17 protein-coding genes are annotated in these 19,339 nt (G+C 65.5%); 9 read left to right on the top strand and 8 right to left on the bottom strand.

Annotated elements, in window-relative coordinates; genetic code table 11:
• Nucleotides 1–138 precede the first annotated feature (138 nt).
• Both OHQ90_RS36420 and OHQ90_RS36415 read right to left on the bottom strand, forming a co-directional pair.
• Nucleotides 139–1,254 (bottom strand): ATP-binding protein, encoded by a 1,116-nt coding sequence (locus OHQ90_RS36420; RefSeq protein ID WP_442941259.1) that lies wholly within the window; start codon nt 1,252–1,254, stop codon nt 139–141.
• Nucleotides 1,251–4,154 (bottom strand): SWIM zinc finger family protein, encoded by a 2,904-nt coding sequence (locus OHQ90_RS36415; protein WP_328405442.1) that lies wholly within the window; start codon nt 4,152–4,154, stop codon nt 1,251–1,253. The genes OHQ90_RS36420 and OHQ90_RS36415 overlap by 4 nt, the downstream gene beginning before the upstream one ends.
• A 445-nt stretch (nt 4,155–4,599) precedes the next feature.
• Here OHQ90_RS36415 and OHQ90_RS36410 point away from each other — a divergent pair, with 445 nt between their 5' ends.
• From OHQ90_RS36410 to OHQ90_RS36395, 4 genes are all read left to right on the top strand, one after another.
• Nucleotides 4,600–7,029: an AAA family ATPase gene (locus OHQ90_RS36410; protein ID WP_328405439.1), complete on the top strand. Its 2,430-nt coding sequence runs from the start codon at nt 4,600–4,602 to the stop codon at nt 7,027–7,029.
• Entirely contained in the window at nt 7,026–7,481 is a 456-nt protein-coding gene (locus tag OHQ90_RS36405; RefSeq protein WP_328405437.1) for a hypothetical protein, read from the top strand. The genes OHQ90_RS36410 and OHQ90_RS36405 overlap by 4 nt, the downstream gene beginning before the upstream one ends.
• Before the next feature lie 175 nt (nt 7,482–7,656).
• Entirely contained in the window at nt 7,657–8,046 is a 390-nt protein-coding gene (locus OHQ90_RS36400) for a YchJ family protein (RefSeq protein WP_328405435.1), read from the top strand.
• Between the two features lie 17 nt (nt 8,047–8,063).
• On the top strand, nt 8,064–8,339 hold the full coding sequence (locus OHQ90_RS36395) for a SelT/SelW/SelH family protein (RefSeq protein WP_328405433.1): 276 nt from the start codon (nt 8,064–8,066) through the stop codon (nt 8,337–8,339).
• A gap of 34 nt (nt 8,340–8,373) precedes the next feature.
• Here OHQ90_RS36395 and OHQ90_RS36390 read toward each other — a convergent pair whose 3' ends face one another.
• The gene (locus OHQ90_RS36390) at nt 8,374–8,601 is read right to left on the bottom strand and encodes an FmdB family zinc ribbon protein (RefSeq protein WP_328405431.1); all 228 of its coding nucleotides are present in this window, start codon (nt 8,599–8,601) and stop codon (nt 8,374–8,376) included.
• A 153-nt stretch (nt 8,602–8,754) separates the two neighbouring features.
• Here OHQ90_RS36390 and OHQ90_RS36385 point away from each other — a divergent pair, with 153 nt between their 5' ends.
• Nucleotides 8,755–10,332, top strand: a complete 1,578-nt coding sequence (locus OHQ90_RS36385) for a carboxylesterase/lipase family protein (protein ID WP_328405430.1) — start codon at nt 8,755–8,757, stop codon at nt 10,330–10,332.
• Between the two features lie 26 nt (nt 10,333–10,358).
• Here the strand turns inward: OHQ90_RS36385 and OHQ90_RS36380 are convergent, their stop codons facing one another.
• The 3 genes from OHQ90_RS36380 to OHQ90_RS36370 all read right to left on the bottom strand — a co-directional run bounded on the left by OHQ90_RS36380 (nt 10,359) and on the right by OHQ90_RS36370 (nt 12,635).
• Nucleotides 10,359–10,550 carry a hypothetical protein gene (locus OHQ90_RS36380; RefSeq protein WP_328405428.1) on the bottom strand — a complete coding sequence of 64 codons (192 nt, stop codon included), beginning with the start codon at nt 10,548–10,550 and terminating at the stop codon, nt 10,359–10,361.
• An 82-nt stretch (nt 10,551–10,632) separates the two neighbouring features.
• Nucleotides 10,633–12,321, bottom strand: coding sequence for a hypothetical protein (locus tag OHQ90_RS36375; protein WP_328405426.1), 1,689 nt, complete (start codon nt 12,319–12,321; stop codon nt 10,633–10,635).
• Complete coding sequence (locus tag OHQ90_RS36370; RefSeq protein WP_328405424.1) at nt 12,318–12,635, bottom strand: hypothetical protein; 318 nt, start codon at nt 12,633–12,635, stop codon at nt 12,318–12,320. Before OHQ90_RS36370 ends, OHQ90_RS36375 begins: the two co-directional genes overlap by 4 nt.
• A 2,220-nt stretch (nt 12,636–14,855) precedes the next feature.
• Here OHQ90_RS36370 and OHQ90_RS36365 point away from each other — a divergent pair.
• Nucleotides 14,856–15,230 carry a hypothetical protein gene (locus OHQ90_RS36365; RefSeq protein ID WP_328405423.1) on the top strand — a complete coding sequence of 125 codons (375 nt, stop codon included), beginning with the start codon at nt 14,856–14,858 and terminating at the stop codon, nt 15,228–15,230.
• Nucleotides 15,231–16,352: 1,122 nt separating this feature from the next.
• Here the strand turns inward: OHQ90_RS36365 and OHQ90_RS36360 are convergent.
• The gene (locus OHQ90_RS36360) at nt 16,353–16,880 is read right to left on the bottom strand and encodes a helix-turn-helix domain-containing protein (protein WP_328405422.1); all 528 of its coding nucleotides are present in this window, start codon (nt 16,878–16,880) and stop codon (nt 16,353–16,355) included.
• Between the two features lie 305 nt (nt 16,881–17,185).
• Between OHQ90_RS36360 and OHQ90_RS36355 the strand changes: the two genes are divergently transcribed.
• The 3 genes from OHQ90_RS36355 to OHQ90_RS36345 all read left to right on the top strand — a co-directional run bounded on the left by OHQ90_RS36355 (nt 17,186) and on the right by OHQ90_RS36345 (nt 18,073).
• Nucleotides 17,186–17,428, top strand: coding sequence for a hypothetical protein (locus OHQ90_RS36355; protein ID WP_328405421.1), 243 nt, complete (start codon nt 17,186–17,188; stop codon nt 17,426–17,428).
• Between the two features lie 99 nt (nt 17,429–17,527).
• Nucleotides 17,528–17,722, top strand: coding sequence for a hypothetical protein (locus tag OHQ90_RS36350; RefSeq protein ID WP_328405420.1), 195 nt, complete (start codon nt 17,528–17,530; stop codon nt 17,720–17,722).
• Nucleotides 17,723–17,746: 24 nt separating this feature from the next.
• On the top strand, nt 17,747–18,073 hold the full coding sequence (locus tag OHQ90_RS36345; RefSeq protein ID WP_328405418.1) for a hypothetical protein: 327 nt from the start codon (nt 17,747–17,749) through the stop codon (nt 18,071–18,073).
• A gap of 24 nt (nt 18,074–18,097) precedes the next feature.
• On the opposite strand, the gene OHQ90_RS36340 is transcribed toward OHQ90_RS36345, so the two are convergent.
• A complete protein-coding gene (locus OHQ90_RS36340) occupies nt 18,098–19,327 on the bottom strand; it encodes a cytochrome P450 (protein WP_328405416.1) in 1,230 nt (409 codons plus the stop codon).
• Nucleotides 19,328–19,339: the final 12 nt, after the last annotated feature.

Genomic DNA, 19,339 nt, shown 5'->3' with positions numbered 1-19,339 from the left:
CCGTGTGGCTTGTGGTTTCCGGGTGTGTATCGGTGTCGACGTATGTGTGAGTCACCCTGCTACCTCGGGTCGAATATCTGTGTTCGTGTGCACATCCCGGCCGTCGCAGCACCGAGCTGCGCCGATTCGGGGTGTGGCTCACCCGTTCACGTCGCGGCAGGCGCGGTAGAAATCGGACCAGTCGGGGCGTTCGCGGACGACGGCTTCCAGGTATTCGGTCCAGACGACGGCGTCGGAGACCGGGTCCTTGATGACCGAGCCGAGGACGGCGCCCGCGATGTCGGAGGCGCGCAGGATGCCGTCGCCGAAGTGTGCGGACAGGGCGATGCCGTTGGTGATGACCGAGATTGCTTCGGCGGTGGACAGGGTGCCCGACGGGGACTTGAGCTTGGTGCGGCCGTCGGCGGTGATGCCGGAGCGCAGTTCGCGGAAGATGCGTACGACGCGGCGCACTTCCTCGGCGGCGGCGGGAATGGTGGGCAGTTCCAGCGCGGAGCCGAGTTGTTCCACGCGACGGGTGACGATGGCGACCTCGTCGTCTTCGCTGGCAGGCAGCGGCAGCACCACCGTGTTGAAGCGGCGGCGCAGTGCCGAGGACAGGTCGTTGACGCCGCGGTCGCGGTCATTGGCGGTGGCGATGACGTTGAAGCCCTTGGCGGCCTGCACCTCGGTGCCGAGTTCGGGAACCGGCAGCGTCTTCTCCGACAGTACGGTGATCAGCGCGTCCTGCACATCCGAGGGGATGCGGGTGAGTTCTTCGATGCGGGCGATCGCGCCGCGACTCATCGCGGTCATCACCGGCGAAGCCACCATCGCGCCTTCGCTCGGCCCTTCTGCCAGCAGTCGCGCGTAGTTCCAGCCGTAGCGGATCGCTTCTTCCGCGGTGCCGGAGGTGCCCTGCACCAGCAGTGTCGACTCGCCGCAGATGGCAGCCGAAAGATGTTCCGACACCCAGGTTTTGGCCGTGCCTGGCACACCGAGCAGCAGCAGCGCCCGGTCGGTCGCCAGGGTGGCCACCGCGACCTCCATGAGTCGGCGCGGGCCGACGTACTTCGGAGTGATCACGGTGCCGTCGTCGAGCGTGCCACCGAGCAGATAGGTGACCACCGCCCAGGGCGAGAGCCGCCACGAGGGCGGGCGCGGGCGGTCGTCGATGGCGGTCAGCGCCCGCAGTTCGTGGGCGTATGCCTGTTCGGCGTGGGGGCGTAACAGGTCCGGTGTGGTGTCTTCGGTGGACACGGTGGTGGTGGTCACTGCAACTCCTCGAGCATCATCGAGCGGTGGTTGAGGTCGTGGGCGAGTTGGTTGAAGGCCTGCTCCCAGCCGGGATCGTCGCAACGGCGGGCCACCACGGTGACCGCAGGGGCCGCGACGAGCGGCAGGTGTGTGGCCGCTGCGGCGAGCAGTGACCGGTGTGCGCTCGGCGTCGCGCCGTGTGCGCCGGGGCGGTTGGTCCCCGGCGGCTGGTACGCGGCGCGCGCGCGTTCGAACAGCAGCAGAATCAGATGCTGGGCCAACGGTTCCGGCCACGGGTGCCCCATAGCGGGCAACAGTGCCTCGATCTCCGAGAGCCACGATCCGTCCAGCTGCAGTAGGTGCGTGGTCCGGTCGGCGAGCGGCAGCAGCGCGAAGAGCTCACGGCGGCGCAGCATGGCGAGATCGGACGGCACGCCGGCGTTGAACAGGGCATGGGCCCACGCCGGATCGTGCTGCGCCAGTGTGGCATCGACCCAGCCGTCGAAGACCGGCTGCCGGAACCGGTCTGCGATGGCGGCCTGCGTCACCCGCTCCGGCGTACCCAGCGCTGCCGCCCAGTGCGTCAGCGGCGTCGCGGCGACGAGCTGGCGGACGCGGCCCGCGGTGACGTCGGGTCCGCCGCCCCACCGGTAGGTGAACTCCACCGTGCGGTCGGCGATGCCGTCGCGGTGATCCGCGGTGTCGAGTTCGTCGGGCAGCTCGATGGTGAGATGCGCACGGAGCGAGCTGTTTTCGGCAGGGGCCCAGATCGTGGCCAACCATTGGGTCGCGCGCCGCGTCATCCGATGGGCGAACGCCGAGTCGGGCAGCAGGGTGAGCAGTCCGGCGGCGGTGCGGCGGACGTCGGCGCGGCGATCGTCCAACGCCGTCTCGAGCAGCGCCTCGTCGGCCGCTGAAATCCCGTCGGCGAGGACGGCGAGCAGCTCCGCTTTCAGCGGGCCGGATTCCTTCGGCCACGCCGCGGTCAGCGCCGCCAGCGCGGCGGCCGCGTCGCGGCGGCGCAGATCGGTGAGCCAGTCCCGCCGCTCGGGCGGCCTGCCGAACTGCCATACCTCCGCAGTCGGAGTTGTCGTACTGTGCCGCACCAGATTTCGCCACTCCGGATGCTGTATCGCCAACCAGCGACCGCGCGCACCGGCCAGGCGCAAAAGGGGTTCGCGCAGCTCGGCGTTCGTTTTCGCGTGTTCCAGTAATAGCCCGCACAGTGCATCGGGGGCGCGGTAGTCGTACGGCGCGGCCGCGGCGAACCATTCCGCGAGAAACGGTGACCGGTCGGCCACCATGCGCGACAGCCGGGACGCCGCGAGCCTCGGCAGTAGTCGCCGGGTGTCGTCCTCGGCGGGTTCGGGTGGGGTAGCGGTGCCCGCTGCCACCCCGCCGCGCGCGAAAGTGTCACGCAGTGCGGCAGATTCGAGCAGCAGCAGTGCGGGCTCGGAGCGAAGCTCGGCCGCCGCGGCCGCGACCGGTGGATCGAGCCGGGCCGGGTCCGGAGCGCGGCGCGCGGTGCCCAGCAATGCGACGGAGGTCAGGTCTGCGGCGTTCTGCGACTGCGTCGCAGCCGAATTCCTGGCGCTGCGGGCGGTGAGTCCCTGGCCGCTCACGTCGACGATTTCGCCCGCGGTGAATGCCGAGATCGGGACAAGGCCATCGGCAGTCCACTCCGCGGCGAGCGTCACCGGATGACCGCCGGACACGCCGAGTAGCCGCCACGGCTGCTCGATCGGCACAACCGGTACCGCCGCACCGCCGGATTCCGCTATATACCAACCATTTTCGGTGGGTACCGGTACGACGTCGGTGAGCAGGATCGGCCAGGACCGCAGCCACGGATCCGCGCCGAGCGCCCGTGCGTGCGCATCGAGCGCGGCGGTGATGCTGCCGGCTTCGGCTGCGACCGGGAAGGTGGTGAATGGTTCTGCGGGACCGTGCCGTTCGCCCCACAGTGCGCGCAATGGCGCGGCCCCCGGGTAGTAGTGCAGGTGCGCGTCGGCCATCATGCCGGGGGCGGGCACCTCCGCGGAGAAACTCGGTGTGCCGAAGGAGTGCTCGACGAGCAGCGCCCAGCGCCGGCTTTCCCTGCCGTACAGCCAGCTTCGCCGCGTGTAGAGCCGTTCCTCCTCGCTGGTGCGGACGCCGAGCACCATCCAGCTGTCGCGAACAGCAGGCTCGTCGCGCACGCTCTCGGCCGGTGCGGGATAGCCGATGTGGGAGCGGATGCTCGCCGCCAATGCGGGCGACATGTCGTCGATGCGACGATGCGCGGCGACAAGCAGGTGTAGCCGCGCGAATTCACGCAGGACAAGGTCCGGCCAATCCGCGCTGGTCACCACCGTGGCAGGCAGTTGCCGCAGCGCCGAGGCGATACCGGGCGCCTGTGCGTCGACCATCCGTGCGGCGATCGCCTCGAACGCCCCGAAGGACCGATCGCTCTGGGCGAGCCCGGTGCGTACCTGATCGCCGAGCCAGATATCGAGTTCCTCCAGCCCCGCGGTCACCCGCACCCGCCGTTGCTCGGCCGTGGCCGGATTCGGCGTGCGCGCGGCGGTTTCTCCAGCTGGTTTCGCCGCAGCGCGAGTGGCGCGGCCGGTGATCCAGTCGGTGGCGAAATCGGCGATCTGCGCTGCCTCTTCGACGGACCCGCCCGACCAGCTCAGCAGCAGCGACAGCGCGTGTTTGCACGGGAACTTGCGACTGGGACACGAGCACTTGTACGCCGGACCGGCCAGATCGACGATCGTTTGATACGGCTTGGCGCCGCTGCCCTTGCAGAGGCCCCACAGCGCGGTGTCGTGATACCCCGCGCCGTGCCAGCGTCCGGCGAGCTTGCGTGCGGCCGACAGCGAGCTCGCGTCCGGTGCCAGCGCGCTGACCTGTTCCTCGGTCCACGGTGCCGTCATCGGGCGGCTCCCGCTCGGCTCTGCGTCATGTATTCCCCCGTTTCTCGGTTGACCGGATTTCTACCGCAGCCCACCGACAAGTGCCGCGCTACCCACGGGTTTTGCCTGGAAATCGCTGTGCAGTCGAAAAATTCGAGACAAATGTGCCTTGCCTTACCGGTCGGTTTCTGTCATTCTGTTCTGTTCGGCTCGGCCGAGCCACCCGCATCGGGTGAGACACCATCGAGCTGCCCGCCGGGGTTGGCGAGGGGTGGACATCGAGCGCATTCCCCTGACGCTCGATGGCCATACCATCCCCGCGGGCAGGTTCGAGCCCCCTACCAGCACATTCGGACCGTGCGGTGGGCGAATTCGACACGATCGGGTAGCGTTTCGCACAGCTTTCGACAGTGACGCCGGGCCCTGGGGTCGCCAGGACGCCGTTCCGTGGTGGAGGGGGTTTCGCATGCGCACGGATCCCGATGCCGACCCGGCGACGGAATCGGTGCCGCGTCTCACCGCGGTGGTTGCCCGCAGGCTTGCTGCCGATCCCACGGTCACGGCCGATGTTGCGCACGCGGTGTTGCAGGCGCTCGGCACCGAGTCTCCCGACCGCACAACGGAGTTCGATGATTCGGGGATATTCCTGCGCGCGATCCGGGTGCGTGGCTTCCGTGGCATCGGACCCGAGGTATCGCTGAAGCTGCCGCCGGGTCCCGGTTTGACCCTGGTCGTCGGACGTAACGGCAGCGGCAAATCCAGCTTCGCCGAGGCCGCGGAGCTGGCGCTGACCGGCGGCAATCGCCGCTGGGACGGTAGGTCCGCCGCATGGCGGGAGGGCTGGCGCAATCTGCACGAGTCCGACTCCACCCGCATCGAGCTGGAATTGCTCACCACGGGAAGCGATTCCGAGCTGACCATTGCCAAGGAATGGTCACCAGAGGCCGACCTCGGCGCGGCGCGCTGGACCGAACAGCGACCACCAGGCCCGCCAACGGAATTCGATACCGACCGCTGGTCCGGACTGCTCGACCTGTACCGCCCTTTCCTGTCCTACAGCGAGCTCGGTGCGCTGGTCGACGGCAAACCCAGCGACCTCTTCGACGCGCTGCACCAGCTGCTCGGCCTCGACGAACTGACCATGGCGCAGGAGCGGATTCGTGCCCGCCGACTGGAATTGGAACGTGTGGTACGAGATTCGCGGCAGCAGCGCCTGGGGCTGGTCGCCACGCTCGAGTCGGTGGCCGACGATCGCGCGATCCGGCTCGCAGGTCTGCTGCGCCCCGCGCAACCGGATCTCACCGCGATCGGCCGTGCGGTATTCGGTTCCGCCGACGATCCGTCCGGACCCGCGGGCCTGCGCGCGATCGTGCGACTGGCCATCCCGTCCAACGCCGAGGTAGAGGCGGTGGCCAAGCGCCTGGAGCAATGCGCGACCGTACTGGCTCGCGATTCCACCGCGGACGCCGAAGCCGATCTGCGGGTGCTCGAGCTGCTGCGCAAGGCCCGCGATCATGTTGCCGCCGGGGGCAGTTGCGCGTGCCCGGTGTGCGGCCGCGGGGAGTTGGACGACGCATGGTCGAGCGCCGCCGATGATTCGATCGCCGCGCTGACCGCACGTGTCGATGCGCTCGCCACCGCGCGTGCCGATCTGCGCCGAGCCGTGCGTGCGGCGCGGGCATTGCCGCAACATGTTCCCGCGGAACTGGATTTCGACCCCGGCTACCCGCCCACCGTGGACACCACAGCGGTGCGCAGTGCCTGGTCGGAGTGGTCCGCGCTGAGCTCGGCCGAGTACACCGCTGAGCTGCCCGACCAGTTGCGTTGTGCGCATGCGCGGCTCGTCGACGAACTCGATCTGCTGCAACAGGGCACCCGTAAGGAACTGAGCCGGATCGACGAAGTGTGGTCGCCGCTGGTGCCCCGCCTCGTCGGCTGGTTGGACGGAGCTCGGCGGGTGGCCGCGCAAGCGGGCGTCCTGCGCACGGTCCGGCGAGCCGAGGACTGGCTCAAGTCCGCGACCGCGGGGTTGCGCGGCGAACGCATGGCGCCGCTGGAGACGACGGCGCGCTGGGTCTGGCACACGCTGCGGCAGCAGAGCAATGTGGAACTCGGCGCAATCACGTTGCAGGGCAATGCCGGAACCGCGCGGCGTGTGCTGCTCGATGTCACCGTTGACGACGTCGACGGCGCGGCGCTCGGCGTGATGAGCCAGGGCGAGCTGCATGCGCTGGGGTTGTCGCTGTTCCTGCCGCGCGCGACCGTCGAACAGAGTCCCTTCCGTTTCGTCATGATCGACGACCCGGTGCAGGCGATGGACCCGGCGAAGGTGGACGGGCTGGCCAGGGTGCTCGCCGTCGTCGCGTGGACGCGCCAGGTGATCGTGTTCACCCACGACGAGCGGCTGGCCGAGGCCGTCCGCCGCATGCAGTTGGACGCCTGTGTGCTCGAGGTGCAGCGGCGCGAGCGTTCGGTGATCGAGGTCAGGATGGCAAGCGACCCGGTGCGCCGCTACCTCGATGACGCGCGCTCGCTGGCCAAGACCCCGCAGCTGCCGCAGGCGATCGCCGATGAACTCGTCGCGACCTGCTGCCGCTCCGCGGTGGAGGCGGCCAGCCTGGCGCGGGCCAGGCGCAATCTGCTTGCCGAAGGCATGGATCATCGCGAGGTGGAGCGCTACGTCGAGGGCGCGCAGACCACCCGCGCGATGGTCGCGCTCGCGGTGATGGGCGTGTCCGGGCGCGTCGACGATCTGAACAAACACCTTGCCCGCGAAGGTAAATGGGTGGTGGACGCACTGCGCGATGCGACTGCGGGCGCGCACGTGCCGATCGGCCGCAGTATGCGCGATCTGATCGCCGACACCGAGAAGTTCGTCGCCTGGTTACGCGCATGAGTGCAGAACACAGGCCGCGGCGGAGGCCGGGGCGTCGCGGTCCTGCGCGTCGATCGGGTGCGGGCCGTCCGCGCGCACTGTCGCGGCCGACCGTCGCCGAACGATTCGATGCCGTCGACCGGCTGCTCGACGGGTCGGTGACCGACGCCGACGGGCTGTGGTCGCGCGCGACCGTGTGGATCCTGCGCCTGGCCCTCGAGCAGTGCGTCGACGAATTATGGGCGCGGGTCGCTCCGGAGCTGGCGCGTTGCCCGATGCGCGCGCAGCTCCTGGCATTGCGCGCATTCGCAGGCTCCGAGACGGCCGCGCAGGTCGCGACGGTATGGGCGGCGCTGTCGCGCGCCGCCCACCACTACGACTACGAGCTCGCGCCGAGCGTCACCGACCTGCGCCGCTGGCGCGAGCAGACCGCGGCGATCGCCGCCGCGCTTGCCAGTGCCGAAGTGCGATGAGGTGTGGGCGGCCTCAGTCGAACAAGCCGATGATGCTGCTCGGTCGCAAAAGGCTATTGCAGGCAACGCCCGAACCGGTGCTCAGCATGTTCGACACAGTCAGGGGTCGGGACACCTCCGGCCCTTTCCGGGGCCCGGAGTGATATCGAGTTCCCCGGGCTTGCACGATGTGGGGATGGGTAAGACCGAGGTGTGTCCGTGCAAGCGCGGCGAGCCGTTCGAGCAGTGCTGTGGTCCGGTGCTTGCGGGGCAGCGGCCTGCGGCGACAGCCGAGGCGTTGATGCGGTCGAGGTACACCGCGTTCGCGATCGGTGACATCGAATATCTTCGGCGCTCATGGCATTCGAGCACCCGGCCCGCGGATCTCGAGCTCGATCCCGGGCAGCGGTGGCTGTTCCTGGAGATCGTGCGCACCGAGCGCGGCGGTCCGTTCGACGATGTCGGCACCGTCGAGTTCATCGCGCACTATCGGGCCGACGGCGCCCGCGGGTCGTTGCACGAGGTCAGCAGGTTCCGCAGGGAGGACGGCGCCTGGGTCTACCTGGACGGTGTCATCGAACCATGACCGGTAGCGTGCCCCTCATGGCACGAGTCGCGATCGAATACTGCACCCAGTGCCGCTGGCTGCTGCGGGCGAGCTGGATGGCACAGGAACTGCTGAGCACCTTCGAAACAGCCCTCGGCGAGGTTGCGCTGATTCCGGGATCGGGCGGTGTCTTCCGGATCACCGTGGACGGCGAGCAGGTGTGGGAGCGCAAGGCCGACGGCGGGTTCCCCGATATCGCCGTGCTCAAGCAACGGGTGCGCGACCGGGTCGAGCCGGATCGTGATCTCGGCCACGCCGACAAGCGCGACTGAGCTCGGCCCCGCCGCGGCTCGAGCCGAACGCGGGTCAGGCGCAGCAGCCGCCACCGCAGCAGCCGCCGCCCGAAGGACGCGGCGCCGCAGCAGGCTGCGGTGTGCCGCCGCCACCCCGGCTGACCGTGGCAAACGTGGTGAGCAGCTTGACCGTGTCGTGGTGACCGCGCGGGCAGGTGGCCGGATTCGAGGACTCCGCCATCGGGCGATTCACGTCGAAGGTGTCACCACAGCTGCGGCACCGGAAGCTGTAACTCGGCATCGCTCCAGCGTAGCGTCCCGCAACCGTTAGCTGCGTCTTGCCCGCCGCGCTCGCGGCGTGGACGTACTCTCGAAGCAGAGATCACGAAGAACCGGACCGGGCGGAGCGAATTCGCAGCATTCCGACCGGGGTCGTGGGCAGGAGGTGCGGACGATGAGCACTCAGTTCGAGACGGAACCGAGCTTGGATGTGGAAGGCGCCGCGCCTGTCGCACGAACAACGTCGGGACACGTGCGCGGTCACTGGGACGGCCGGGTCGCCGTATGGCGCAGCATCCCGTACGCGGCCCCTGTCGCGGGGCCGGACCGGTTTCGGCCGCCGATGCCGCCGCAGCCGTGGGACGGGATTCGGGATTGCGTGACATTCGGGGATATCGCCCCGCAGACCATCGGCCCCATGGTTCCCGTCGATTCGGAATTTCGGATGGGCGAGGATTGCCTCTGGCTGAATGTCTGGGCGCCGCCGCACGCCACCGAATCAGGTGAACCACGGCCGGTGCTGGTGTGGCTGCACGGCGGTGCGTACTGCCTCGGTACCGCGGCGCAGCGCATCTACGACGGCCGCAAGCTGGCCGAAACCGGTGACGTGGTGGTGGTCGGCGTCAATTACCGGCTCGGCGCACTCGGGTTTCTCGATCTGTCCTCGCTGTCGGACGCCTTCACCCCCAACCTCGGTCTGCACGACCAGCTCGCGGCACTGGAATGGGTGCGCGACAATATCGCCGGATTCGGCGGCGACCCCGACAATGTGACGCTGTTCGGTGAGTCGTCGGGGGCCGGGTGCGTGACGGCGTTGCTGACCTCGCCGCGTTCGGCCGGCTTGTTCCACAAGGCCATTGCGCAAAGTCCGCCCGCGACAACCGTATTCGGACACGAGCGGGCCGCAGGCGTCGCGCAGCGGTTCCTGGAACTGCTGGAATTGCCCGAATCGAGAGTGAGTGAACTGCTCGAATGCCCGCTCGAACGGATCGTGACCGCGGCGGGCGTGCTGCTCGACGAGATCCCGCTGAAAGAGCCGGGCAGGCTGGCCGCGGCCCCCGTCGTCGACGGCGACCTGCTCCCCACCTATCCGATCGACCGTTTCCAGCACGGGCATTCACATCGGATGCCGCTGATGATCGGGACCAACAAAGACGAGGCCTCGCTGTTTCGGGTGTTCCGTTCGCCGATCATGCCGGTGACGCCGGATGCGGTGAACGCCATGCTGCGCGATGTCGCCGCCAATCACCCGGAGATGTCGCACGAGCGGATCGCCGAAATCACCTCGGCCTACCCTGATCTCGACAAGACCCGCGGCGCGCTTGCCATGTCCACCGACGCGGCGTTCCGGATGCCTGCCCACTGGGTGGCCGATGCGCATGCCCAGCACTCACCGACCTGGATGTACCGCTTCGACCATGCGACGCCGATGTTGAAGGCCGCACGCGTCGGCGCAGGCCATGCCACCGAATTGCCTTACGTCTTCGGCAATTTCGGCACCTTCAACCACGACCCGACCTTCTGGCTGGGCGGCCGCAAGGTGGCCACCGAGGTATCGGGCCGGATGATGCGCCGTTGGCTGGCCTTCGCCACACACGGCGTCCCCGCCGCGCTGGACGGCTCGAAACACTGGCCGCCCTACCGTCCGTCGAACCGCACCACCCTGCTGATCGACGCCATCGATCGCGTGGTGGACAACCCCGACCGCGACCTACACACCGCGTGGGGCGAGCAGGCCGTCGGTTTCAGCTGAGCTCCCCGATCCGCGGATTGCCGCTGTCAAATCAACCAGCTCTTGTGTGGATTTTCTTCGTAGCCGAGGTTCGGGTCGGCGAAGAAGTCGTCGGCCGGGTCGACCGACCATGACCTGACAGCCGGGGCGTGATCGTTGGTGGCCGGCTCCGATCCCGCTGATGGTGGAGTGGACGGCAATCGGCGGGTGACACGACGACCGAGTCCTTGTGAACGCACGGCGGCTTCGCTATCTATCTGACGAAGTCGGTGTCGGACATTACGCATCGCCGTGGTGTGCGCGTCGCGAACTTGGTCCATTTCATTTCGCCAGTTCATCACTGCTCTCCGAGTCGTTGGTGGCTGGTACGACGACGCCGGATACCACCGGCGTGCGCCCCGCCGGACGCGGTGAGGCGGTCGGCATTGCCATGGCAGGCATGGCAGTTGGGGCTGTGCTGGTGCCGTCGGCCGCGCTGGATGCCGGGGAAGTCGAGCCCTGAGGGTGCGTGGGTGTAGTGGCAGGGGGCGTGGTCCCGGCGGGGCTCCCGGTTCCCTCGGCAGCACCGGTCGGGCTCGCGGTCGGATTCTGGGCTGGGCTCTGGGCCGGATTCTGGGTCGGGCCGTGGCTCGGGCTCTGAGTTGGGCTCTGGCTCGGGTTGTTCCCGGTCCCCTTGCCGAGGGGCTCGCCGTTGCCATGGGCAGGGCTATTGGTGTTCTGGCGGCCCGGGTCGACAGCGTTGGCTGCCTTCTCGGCTACCTCGATACCGCTGCCGATGTTTGTGATGACCTTGGAAACTGCGGACGACGCGGTATCGACTATCTTTCCGCCGACTTCGACGACCTTCCCGGCCACCTCGACGACTTTTCCGACGGTGGAGACCGCGCTGTCGACCGCGCCGATGATCGCCTTCGCATCTGCGACTTGGTTCTGGATCGCGGGTGTTCCGGTCGCTGTGTTGGTCGGGGTTCCCGCGGGGGTCCCTGTCGGTGTGCCAGTGGGGGTTCCGGTTCCGGCCGGGGAAGTGGGTGTTCCGGTCGGTGTGCCAGTGGGTGTTCTGGTTCCGGCCGGGGCAGTGGGTGTTCCGGTTGGCGTGCCTGTCGGCGTTCCGGTTGGTGTTCCGGTGGGGGCCCCGGTTCCGGCGGGAGTGGTTTGGGTGTCAGTGTTTAGGTTGCTGCCGGACATCAGACCCAGCGCGTTGGGATTTCCCGGATTCTGGCCCTGGGATGGTGTTTCCAGACTTTGCGCGATCGGGTAGGGCGATCGGTCGATGGTGTCGAGCTTGGCAGCGATCTGCTCGTAGAAGCCGGACACGGCGGTGGCGGTGGCCTGGTTGAGTGTCACGAATTCCGCCACCTTGGCGTCGATCACGGGCACGAACACCTGGTTCAGCCAGGCGGCGCTGTATTCTTCGGGATCCCCATCGTCTGGGAACCCGGGCAAGATGCCGCGCACCAGGGCTTGCTGGGATTCGAGATCTTCGACCAAGCCGAAATTTCCACGGGCACAACGAATTATCTGCTCGACATCGTCGACTGATTTACCGTCTACGGATTCCGGTGTGAAGGAGGTCTGGCTGACGTCGGCCTTCTCGCGCACGCTGGTGAGGATGTTCTCGACCGCGGTATCGATCGTATCCGCCGTGTCCGCGAGTTGATCGAGATCCTGGGTGGCTCGGCTGTCGATCTCTTTGAGGAACCGGAACGCATTGATTCCGGCGCCCTCGGGCCAGGCCGTGCCGAGCTGGTTGGATCTGTCGGACTGGATGTGTGTTTCGTCGCGACTGCCCTGTACCGCCACCCGTAGCGCGTTTGCGAACGCACTGAGGCCGCTGAGATCCAATTCTCGCTGCGAGTCATACAATTCGGTCAACGAGGTGACGTCGTGTCCCTGCGGCTTGGTCCCGGTCCATGTTCCGTACGGTTCCAGAAAGAGCTGGAAGTAACGTAGGCCGGGCAGGCCGCGGTCCAGGATCGGATCCGCGTCGAGACTGTTGGAACCGCCGATCATGTCGGGATGCCCGCCTCGGCCTGGGTGAACCGGTTCGCATTCGACTGATCTTGCTGCTGGTATGCGGTGGCTGCGACACCCAACGCGGACCCTCCGGCGCTGACGGACTGCCCGTACATCGCAAGCACGTTCGCGATGTCGGTGGCCGACTGGGCGATTCGATCACCCCACTGCCGGTAATCTCGGCCGGCGTGCGACGGATCAACCGTAACCGCAGTCGTTTTCACGGAAATGGCATGGTCGAGCACGACATTCGCCGAAGCGCACAGTTCGCTTCCGATACCACGTAGTGCGGCTATATCGACCGAGGTCATTGGTTACCCCCTGAGTGGACCGGAACGGCCATCGACGGACTCTTGTCGTGATACATCACGCGTCCACCTCCCACTTTCCGCAATGCTTCCGTCCGAGCAGATCTCGGCACATACCCCTGCAACGAGCCGAACTCGTCCGGTTGCTCGAGGAGCCTCTGGACAAGCCCTCCAGGCTCTTCCCTCTATGAACATTCGACGGGGGAGATCGGGATCCGGTTCCCGTTGGCACGATTGAAATGTTGTGATCCACAACACATGGTTCGCGTCGCGTCGCTAGGCCGGCCCTTCTCGAAAACTGTTGCGCTGCTATGGAACCGATTTACGCGTGGGACGCTCTGATGATCTCGCGCCGAGCTTCGGATGATCCGAGTTCTGTTCTGCCACTTGATTTGACGCTGAAGGTCGTCAATCGGTTCCATCGATCTTCGGAGAACGTTCCGTCGTCCACCCTGGGCGACGTCCAACGGACAGATGAACCATATCGCCTGCAGCTCAGCGGCTGTCGCCATCCGGACGGCACGAGTTCATCACGACGAAACCTGCGAGGTGCTGCCTCCGATGGCCCGGCGGCGTCACTGTGATGCACCACCCCCGGTCACGCGACGCATAGAGCCCGGCTCCACCTTCATCACCGTCGCCCACGCCAAAGCCAGCTTAAATTACCTGGTACACAACATCATTGGCTGCACACAGAGCTCGCGGCGGCTCGATGCGGGGCACGCATTCAGGACGTGGCCCGCAGCACCGATACTGCCCGCCCCTCGGCCGTTTCAAATTCTTCTCGAGATTGATGGAACCGATCGGGGACTTGCCGCGTCAGACCAAGTAACACAACAGATCTCGACTTCAGGAGGCCAGGTGAGAACACTCGTACGCGACACGACCGCGAGATCACCTGCCACAGTCACCTCGAGCGGCACCTTCCCTGCTCCTGTGGCGGTGCCGCGTGGACTTGCCTTGCGTGACTGCATGTTTCGATGCCAATCATCACCCTTAGATCTGGTAGGAGAGGTTTCATGGAGATGATCCCGGAAGGCATCCGGTTGCTAGCCGGTGCGCAAAACCGCAGCGAGTCAGTCGCTGTCCGGGAGCGCGGCACGGTTGACCGGCGCTGCCGCCGAGTTCACACCCGCACACGCGGGCCGCGACTATCAGGATTACGGCACCCAGATTCAGGCCGCAATGGAAGCCATTGGTCAACTCCCTGATCGGTCTGCCCCCGATTGCTCCCCGGCAAGGCACCGACAAGGAGCGCGGCTCAGGTCCAAGGATTGCCCCTGCGGCAGGCGTTGCAGACAGTACCGGGACGCACGGGGTGCAGTCATGAATCCGGTTATCAGACTTGAGAATATCGCCAGCCAGTATGAATCAGCAGTAAAACTTATTCGGGGTGAGTTAGAGCGGATCGACAAAAGTGCACAAAAGGCATCCCGTGACCTTGCCCCGGAAGAGCGGAGGCGACAGCGTAACAGTGTCGACCGACACGCGCACCGAAAGAAGACGATACCCACACCAAAGCCTGCCGATCTGCTGAATCACCCCGACCTACTCATCTGGACGCTCCAAGCCAGATAACGGAAGGCCCTCGGGTGGTTTTATGGGGGTGTCGCAACTGGATCGTCGTCCGTTCGGGGTGGGCGTCAACTGCTTTCGTAACGGGCATGGGACCCTGTCAGCTTTTCCGAAGCCGACAGTTACGGAATGCGACTTCAACAATCTCGATGACGACGCTACCCAAAGCGCAAGGAAATCGTTCCGGATAATCTTTCGAGATAATGGAACCGATCCGGACCCTGCGGCATCAAACGTTCTGACACAACAGATCTCGGCCCCGAGGAGACCAGATGAATCGGACACCGCCGGTCATACGCAGCGTCACAGATGCCGGGGACGGCTGTTTCGACCGACTTCGCCCGGGGATTTTTGCGCGGGTCGATCCGATCGCGCAAAAGAAAAACAAGAACTTCCGAGATCCATGGAACCGATTCGGGTAGGGAAGCGTCCAACCTAGTAGATGGGAAAGCGCTCGACTCTAAAGGAACCCAGAAGAAATGAACGGCGCGGGGCCCGCCTTGATCTCGTGCACCCGAATGATATACCTCATTCAGGGCGCGCCCCATCGAAAGCCTGGTGTTGGGGAGCTGCAACTCCCCAACACTCGGAGCTGCACACATGCAGCTAATTGCAGTTCAAACCAAACCGCAGAGATAGGAACACGCAATGAACCATCTTCGTAAGGCTGTCGCCGCAAGCTCGATCATACTCGCCGCGCTCGCGGGAGGGGCGACGAGTATGATTAGTCCGACGGTAGCCCAAGCGGATGTTGGCACGTCAGAGATCTGCGCCGCGCTCGGTGTCGGTGCAAGCGGTGCGGGTCTGGCCAGTAAGGTCCTGGCCCGTGGCGCTGGATGGGCGGGTGTCGCAATCAGCGTCGGCTGCTACGCGTATGACGAAATCTCCCAGATCACTGACGAAGAAGCTCGCGCTGCGGTTGAAAGGGAGTATGTACGGTTCCAAAACATGAGCCAGGATGAGAAACTGGCGGAAATGGGGCTGGATTGCAGAGGGGAGGTTTGCCGCGCCATGCGGGACTGATTGTATCCATATGCTGCTGTCGCCAGCAGTGTTTTCATTACGCCCGTTGTAACTCGGTGACTATCAAATCGGCACCCTGGCGGAGTCGAGGTCCCCACCCTTTCGGGTGGGGACCTCGGCACGTCTGTGAGGTATCTTGGCAGTTTTCAGTCGGCGTGCTATCGCGCTGGTCTGTTTGTCGATGCGTTGTTGTGGATGATTGGCGGATAGCATACGGTAAATTCTGTTGCAGCGCGTTTGATTTCCAGCATCGTCGTACCGGCGACCGGGGGATAGCCAATCGGATGCAAATGGAATGCGACTCCATCTGGTCAAACGCATTGGAGGCGGCACACGCGATTCGAACTCATCGAGCTGCCCGAAAGCCAGTCGAACGGTCGTGGATGGCATTGTGAAACGTCGGGGTAGTCGAGTCTAACTGCGCAACTTTCGCCGATTAACCGCGACTCCGACGAGCCACAATGCGCACAATGTGTAACCAATCAGGGCGATGATGTAACCCGTCACCGAACTTGCGACGAAGGTGACAACTACGCTAGTGACGAGCAGTAACAACGGAGGGAGAAAATCAGTCCCAAAACGTCGGGCAGACCATCCATCCGTTTTCGAAGAGCCTTTGGATTGTTCCGGGGATGCCATGTGGGCATGCTACCAACCGTCTCGCTGGATTGCATCGCGATTCCGCAAGCTCTCAGCGTCTCCCAGATCGTATGAGAAGCATTGGGTTTCACTCGCTTGTCGCGCTAACCTCGACCTTTCGCCGGCCGGATGCGTCGGCCTGATCGGGTTCGGATTGGTTTTTGTTCGTAGTTTTCTTGGAAACCCACGATGTGTCCTGTGTGTGGTGGCCACCCGCCGAGACGTCCCGCGGACCACCCGCGCCGACCGCGCTGATGCGCTGATCGCGGAGCCACCCATGCTACGGCCCGCGTTCCGCGTAATTCCGGGGTTGTGGAGGTCCCGGGTTGATGGCTGTGCTGGTCGGCGGGTTTGCTGTGTGGAGGAGCGCTCATTTCTGCCTAGTGCGGTGTCCACGAACTCATTCCGCGCCCACGACGACCCGTGGGCGGCCCGGATCGAGATCGGCCCGAACTGGTCGAACGCGAAACATCGGGCCAGATCCTAGGCGAGGACGGCGTCGATGCGGTCCGGTTTCGCGTCCTTGTCCGGGTCGGTTGATTCCTTCCAGGTGCGGGTGCGTTGGAAGGTGATCCCGGCCTCGCGCAGCAGTTGGCGCAGCCGTTCGTGGCCGATCCGCACCACACGCACCGGGTTCTCGGCCAGGCCGGCGGAGAGTTTACGCAGCCTCCAGTGGGTGAACGGCCGCCCGAGTTTCTCGGGGCGGGTCGTGGCCGTCTCGACGAGGTAGTCGATGTCGTCATCGGTGATGCGGCGGGGACGGCCGCCCGCCCACCGAGGGTCCAGCGCCGCCAGCCCTTTCTGGTTGAAGGCGTGGACCACCTCGCGCGCGGTGTCTTCGTCCGCGGCCACCAGCCGCGCGATGGCCGGCACCGTGTTCCCCGACGCGGACGCCATGATGATCAGTGCCCGGCGCCATCGCACCGTCGACCCTTTACCGCGTCGCACGATCTGTTGCAGCCGTTGACCTTCGGCGTCGGTCAGCCGACGCGCTCGAACCGGCTCTGCCATGATGGTTCACCTTGATCACGAATCGAAATCCACCATCGAGCCTGCGCTACCGGCAGCCACCCCGCAGCGAAATCAACACTCGATCATCCCACCCGGCCAACGTTGCCGGACACCGTACTAGCGCGCATTGGATCGAAACTGTCGGGAGTCGCTGTCCGACAGCAACCAGGCAACTCCACAGATGAGACGCGTTTTTCAATGTCGGTTGCCCAGCGGCTGCACCCGCTGACGGCTGGTTCCCGCAGCCATCTGTCATCGTTGAAAAGCCCTGTCGGAGGCCAGGGTTCAGTGGAGAGCTAGGAGATTTGGACAATTTCTTCGGCGGATGGAACCGCCTGGCCGGCAGATGCGTCAAACACGGTATGAACAACAACCCGAACCAGCCAGATTCAATCCCGAAGTCGCTCGGGCCATCACCGGCTGGCGGGGCGGCGTCCGATCCCGGCACCGACCTGGATTTGCAGGCTGTTGTTGACCAGCTCTGTTGGCAGGCTGTTGCTGACCAGCTCTGGCGGGCATGGGGCCAGAAGATCTCGCGTAGACAGTGACATCGTCCCTGGCGATGCCCGCTCTGGTCTGGGCGATACCTGTCGACGAACACGGTTGGGCAGGAAGCTATTACGGGTCCCCCTCCTTGAGACCGAACCATGCGCAAACTGCTGGACTGGGAGAAGGAATTCAATACCCAGGTGAACAGGATTCGCTGGGTGATCGAGCAGATCATCGCCAATTTCAAGACCTGGAGGATTACGCACACCGACTACCGACCGCCGATCGAGACGTTCCCGGAAACGATCTCGACGGTAATCGCGCTCCACTTCTATAAACTGGCGTGTGAATAATCCTCAATGAGTCAAGGAGACGTCATGAGGAAATCAGTCCTCCTCGTAAACAGCCTCGCTGGTTCCGCAGTGTTGACGCTGCTGACCGCGGGCGCAATTCTGCTGTGCCTGATGTTTTCGACCGGTGAGGGAGAGTACGGCCGCAAGGAGGCGCTGTTCGGATCGTTGTTCTTCGAGTCACGGGACAAAGGGGGCAACATCACCGGTGCGACTTTGGGAATCGCCAATCCCACCGGGCTTTTCATCGTCTTTGCGTTGGTCTTCGTTGTGCTGATCGCCTCTCGGCTTGCGCTGCATAGGCTGCGGAACTATCGGAGTGCGCTCAGCGCGGAGCGAAACAGCAATGGGTAGCGTCCCTGTCGGCCACACCGGCGACTAGACGGTCGTCGGTTCCTGGGCGGGAGTGCTCGCGCGGCGGCCGAGGTGGACCGGCATTCGCTCATACCCGTGCAGGGTAAAAAGTTTCCGGCGTCGAGGTTGGCCGTCGAGGGCGAGGTCGGGGAAACAGTCGAACAGCGATTGCAGAGCGTAGACGGCCTCCATTCGGGCCAGGCTCGCGCCGAGGCAGGCGTGCATGCCACTGCTGAAGGTGAGGTGCTCCTTGGCGTTCACGCGGGCGACGTCGAAGGCCGAGGGGTCGGTGAAGACCTCGGGGTCGCGGTTGGCGCCTGCCAGGGACAGCACGATGGTGCTGCCTTTCCGAATCGCGATGTCGTCGAGTTCTACGTCGCACAGGGCGGTGCGAGCCGTTGTCTGCACCGGAGCGTCGATGCGCAGGACCTCTTCGATGGCGTTGGGCCACAGTTCCGGTTCGGTGCACAGCCGGTCGAGCTGTTCGGGGTGAGTGACCAGTTGCACGACGCCGTTGCCGATGAGGTTGACCGTGGTTTCGAAACCGGCGCCCATCAGCAGGCTGGCGGTCGCCTTCAATTCGAAGGTATCCAGTTCACCGGCGGTGACCAGGTTGCTGAGGATGTCGTCACCCGGTTCGCGGCGCAGCCGTTCGATGTGGTCGTCGAGGTAGGAGTTCATGACATCCATCGCCACCACCCCGCGGTGGAACGCGCGCCAGGAGATGCCGACGTCGAGCAGAGGGGTCGCCTTGTCGCCCCAGTCGAGGAAGAGCTTGCGGTCGCGGTCGGGGAATCCGAGCATTTCGGAGATGATCGCGATGGGGACCTGTGCGGCAAAAGATTCGATCAGGTCGGCCGAGCCGCCGGAGGATAGCGCGCCGAGCAGTTCCTCGGTGACGGTTTCGACGCGCTCACGTAGCTTGCGGATCGCCCGCGGGGTGAAGGCCGAGGAGACCGGACGGCGCATCGCCGTGTGCTGCGGCGGATCGATCACCAGCATCGATGGCGGCTCGACCGGGCTCGGCGGCATCGGGAAGCGATCCGCGATCAGCTGGAGCGGCTTGGGGATATTGAAGCTTTCGGTGGTTCGCACACCGAAACGGGTGTCCCGCAGAATGGCTCGGCACAGATCGTGGTCGAAGGCGGCCCACGCGATCGGGGTGTGCAGCAGCCTGCTCGGTCCGTGCGTCACCTGCGCGCGCAGGCGCTCGATGAGTGGATAGGGGTCGTCGAGACCGCTCGGTCCACCCATCAGCTGAGCGAA

The sequence above is a fragment of the Nocardia sp. NBC_00403 genome (assembly GCF_036046055.1).
GTDB lineage: Bacteria > Actinomycetota > Actinomycetes > Mycobacteriales > Mycobacteriaceae > Nocardia.
Note: the sequence above shows the minus strand (reverse complement) of the source record. Positions and strands in the feature narration are given on the sequence as shown.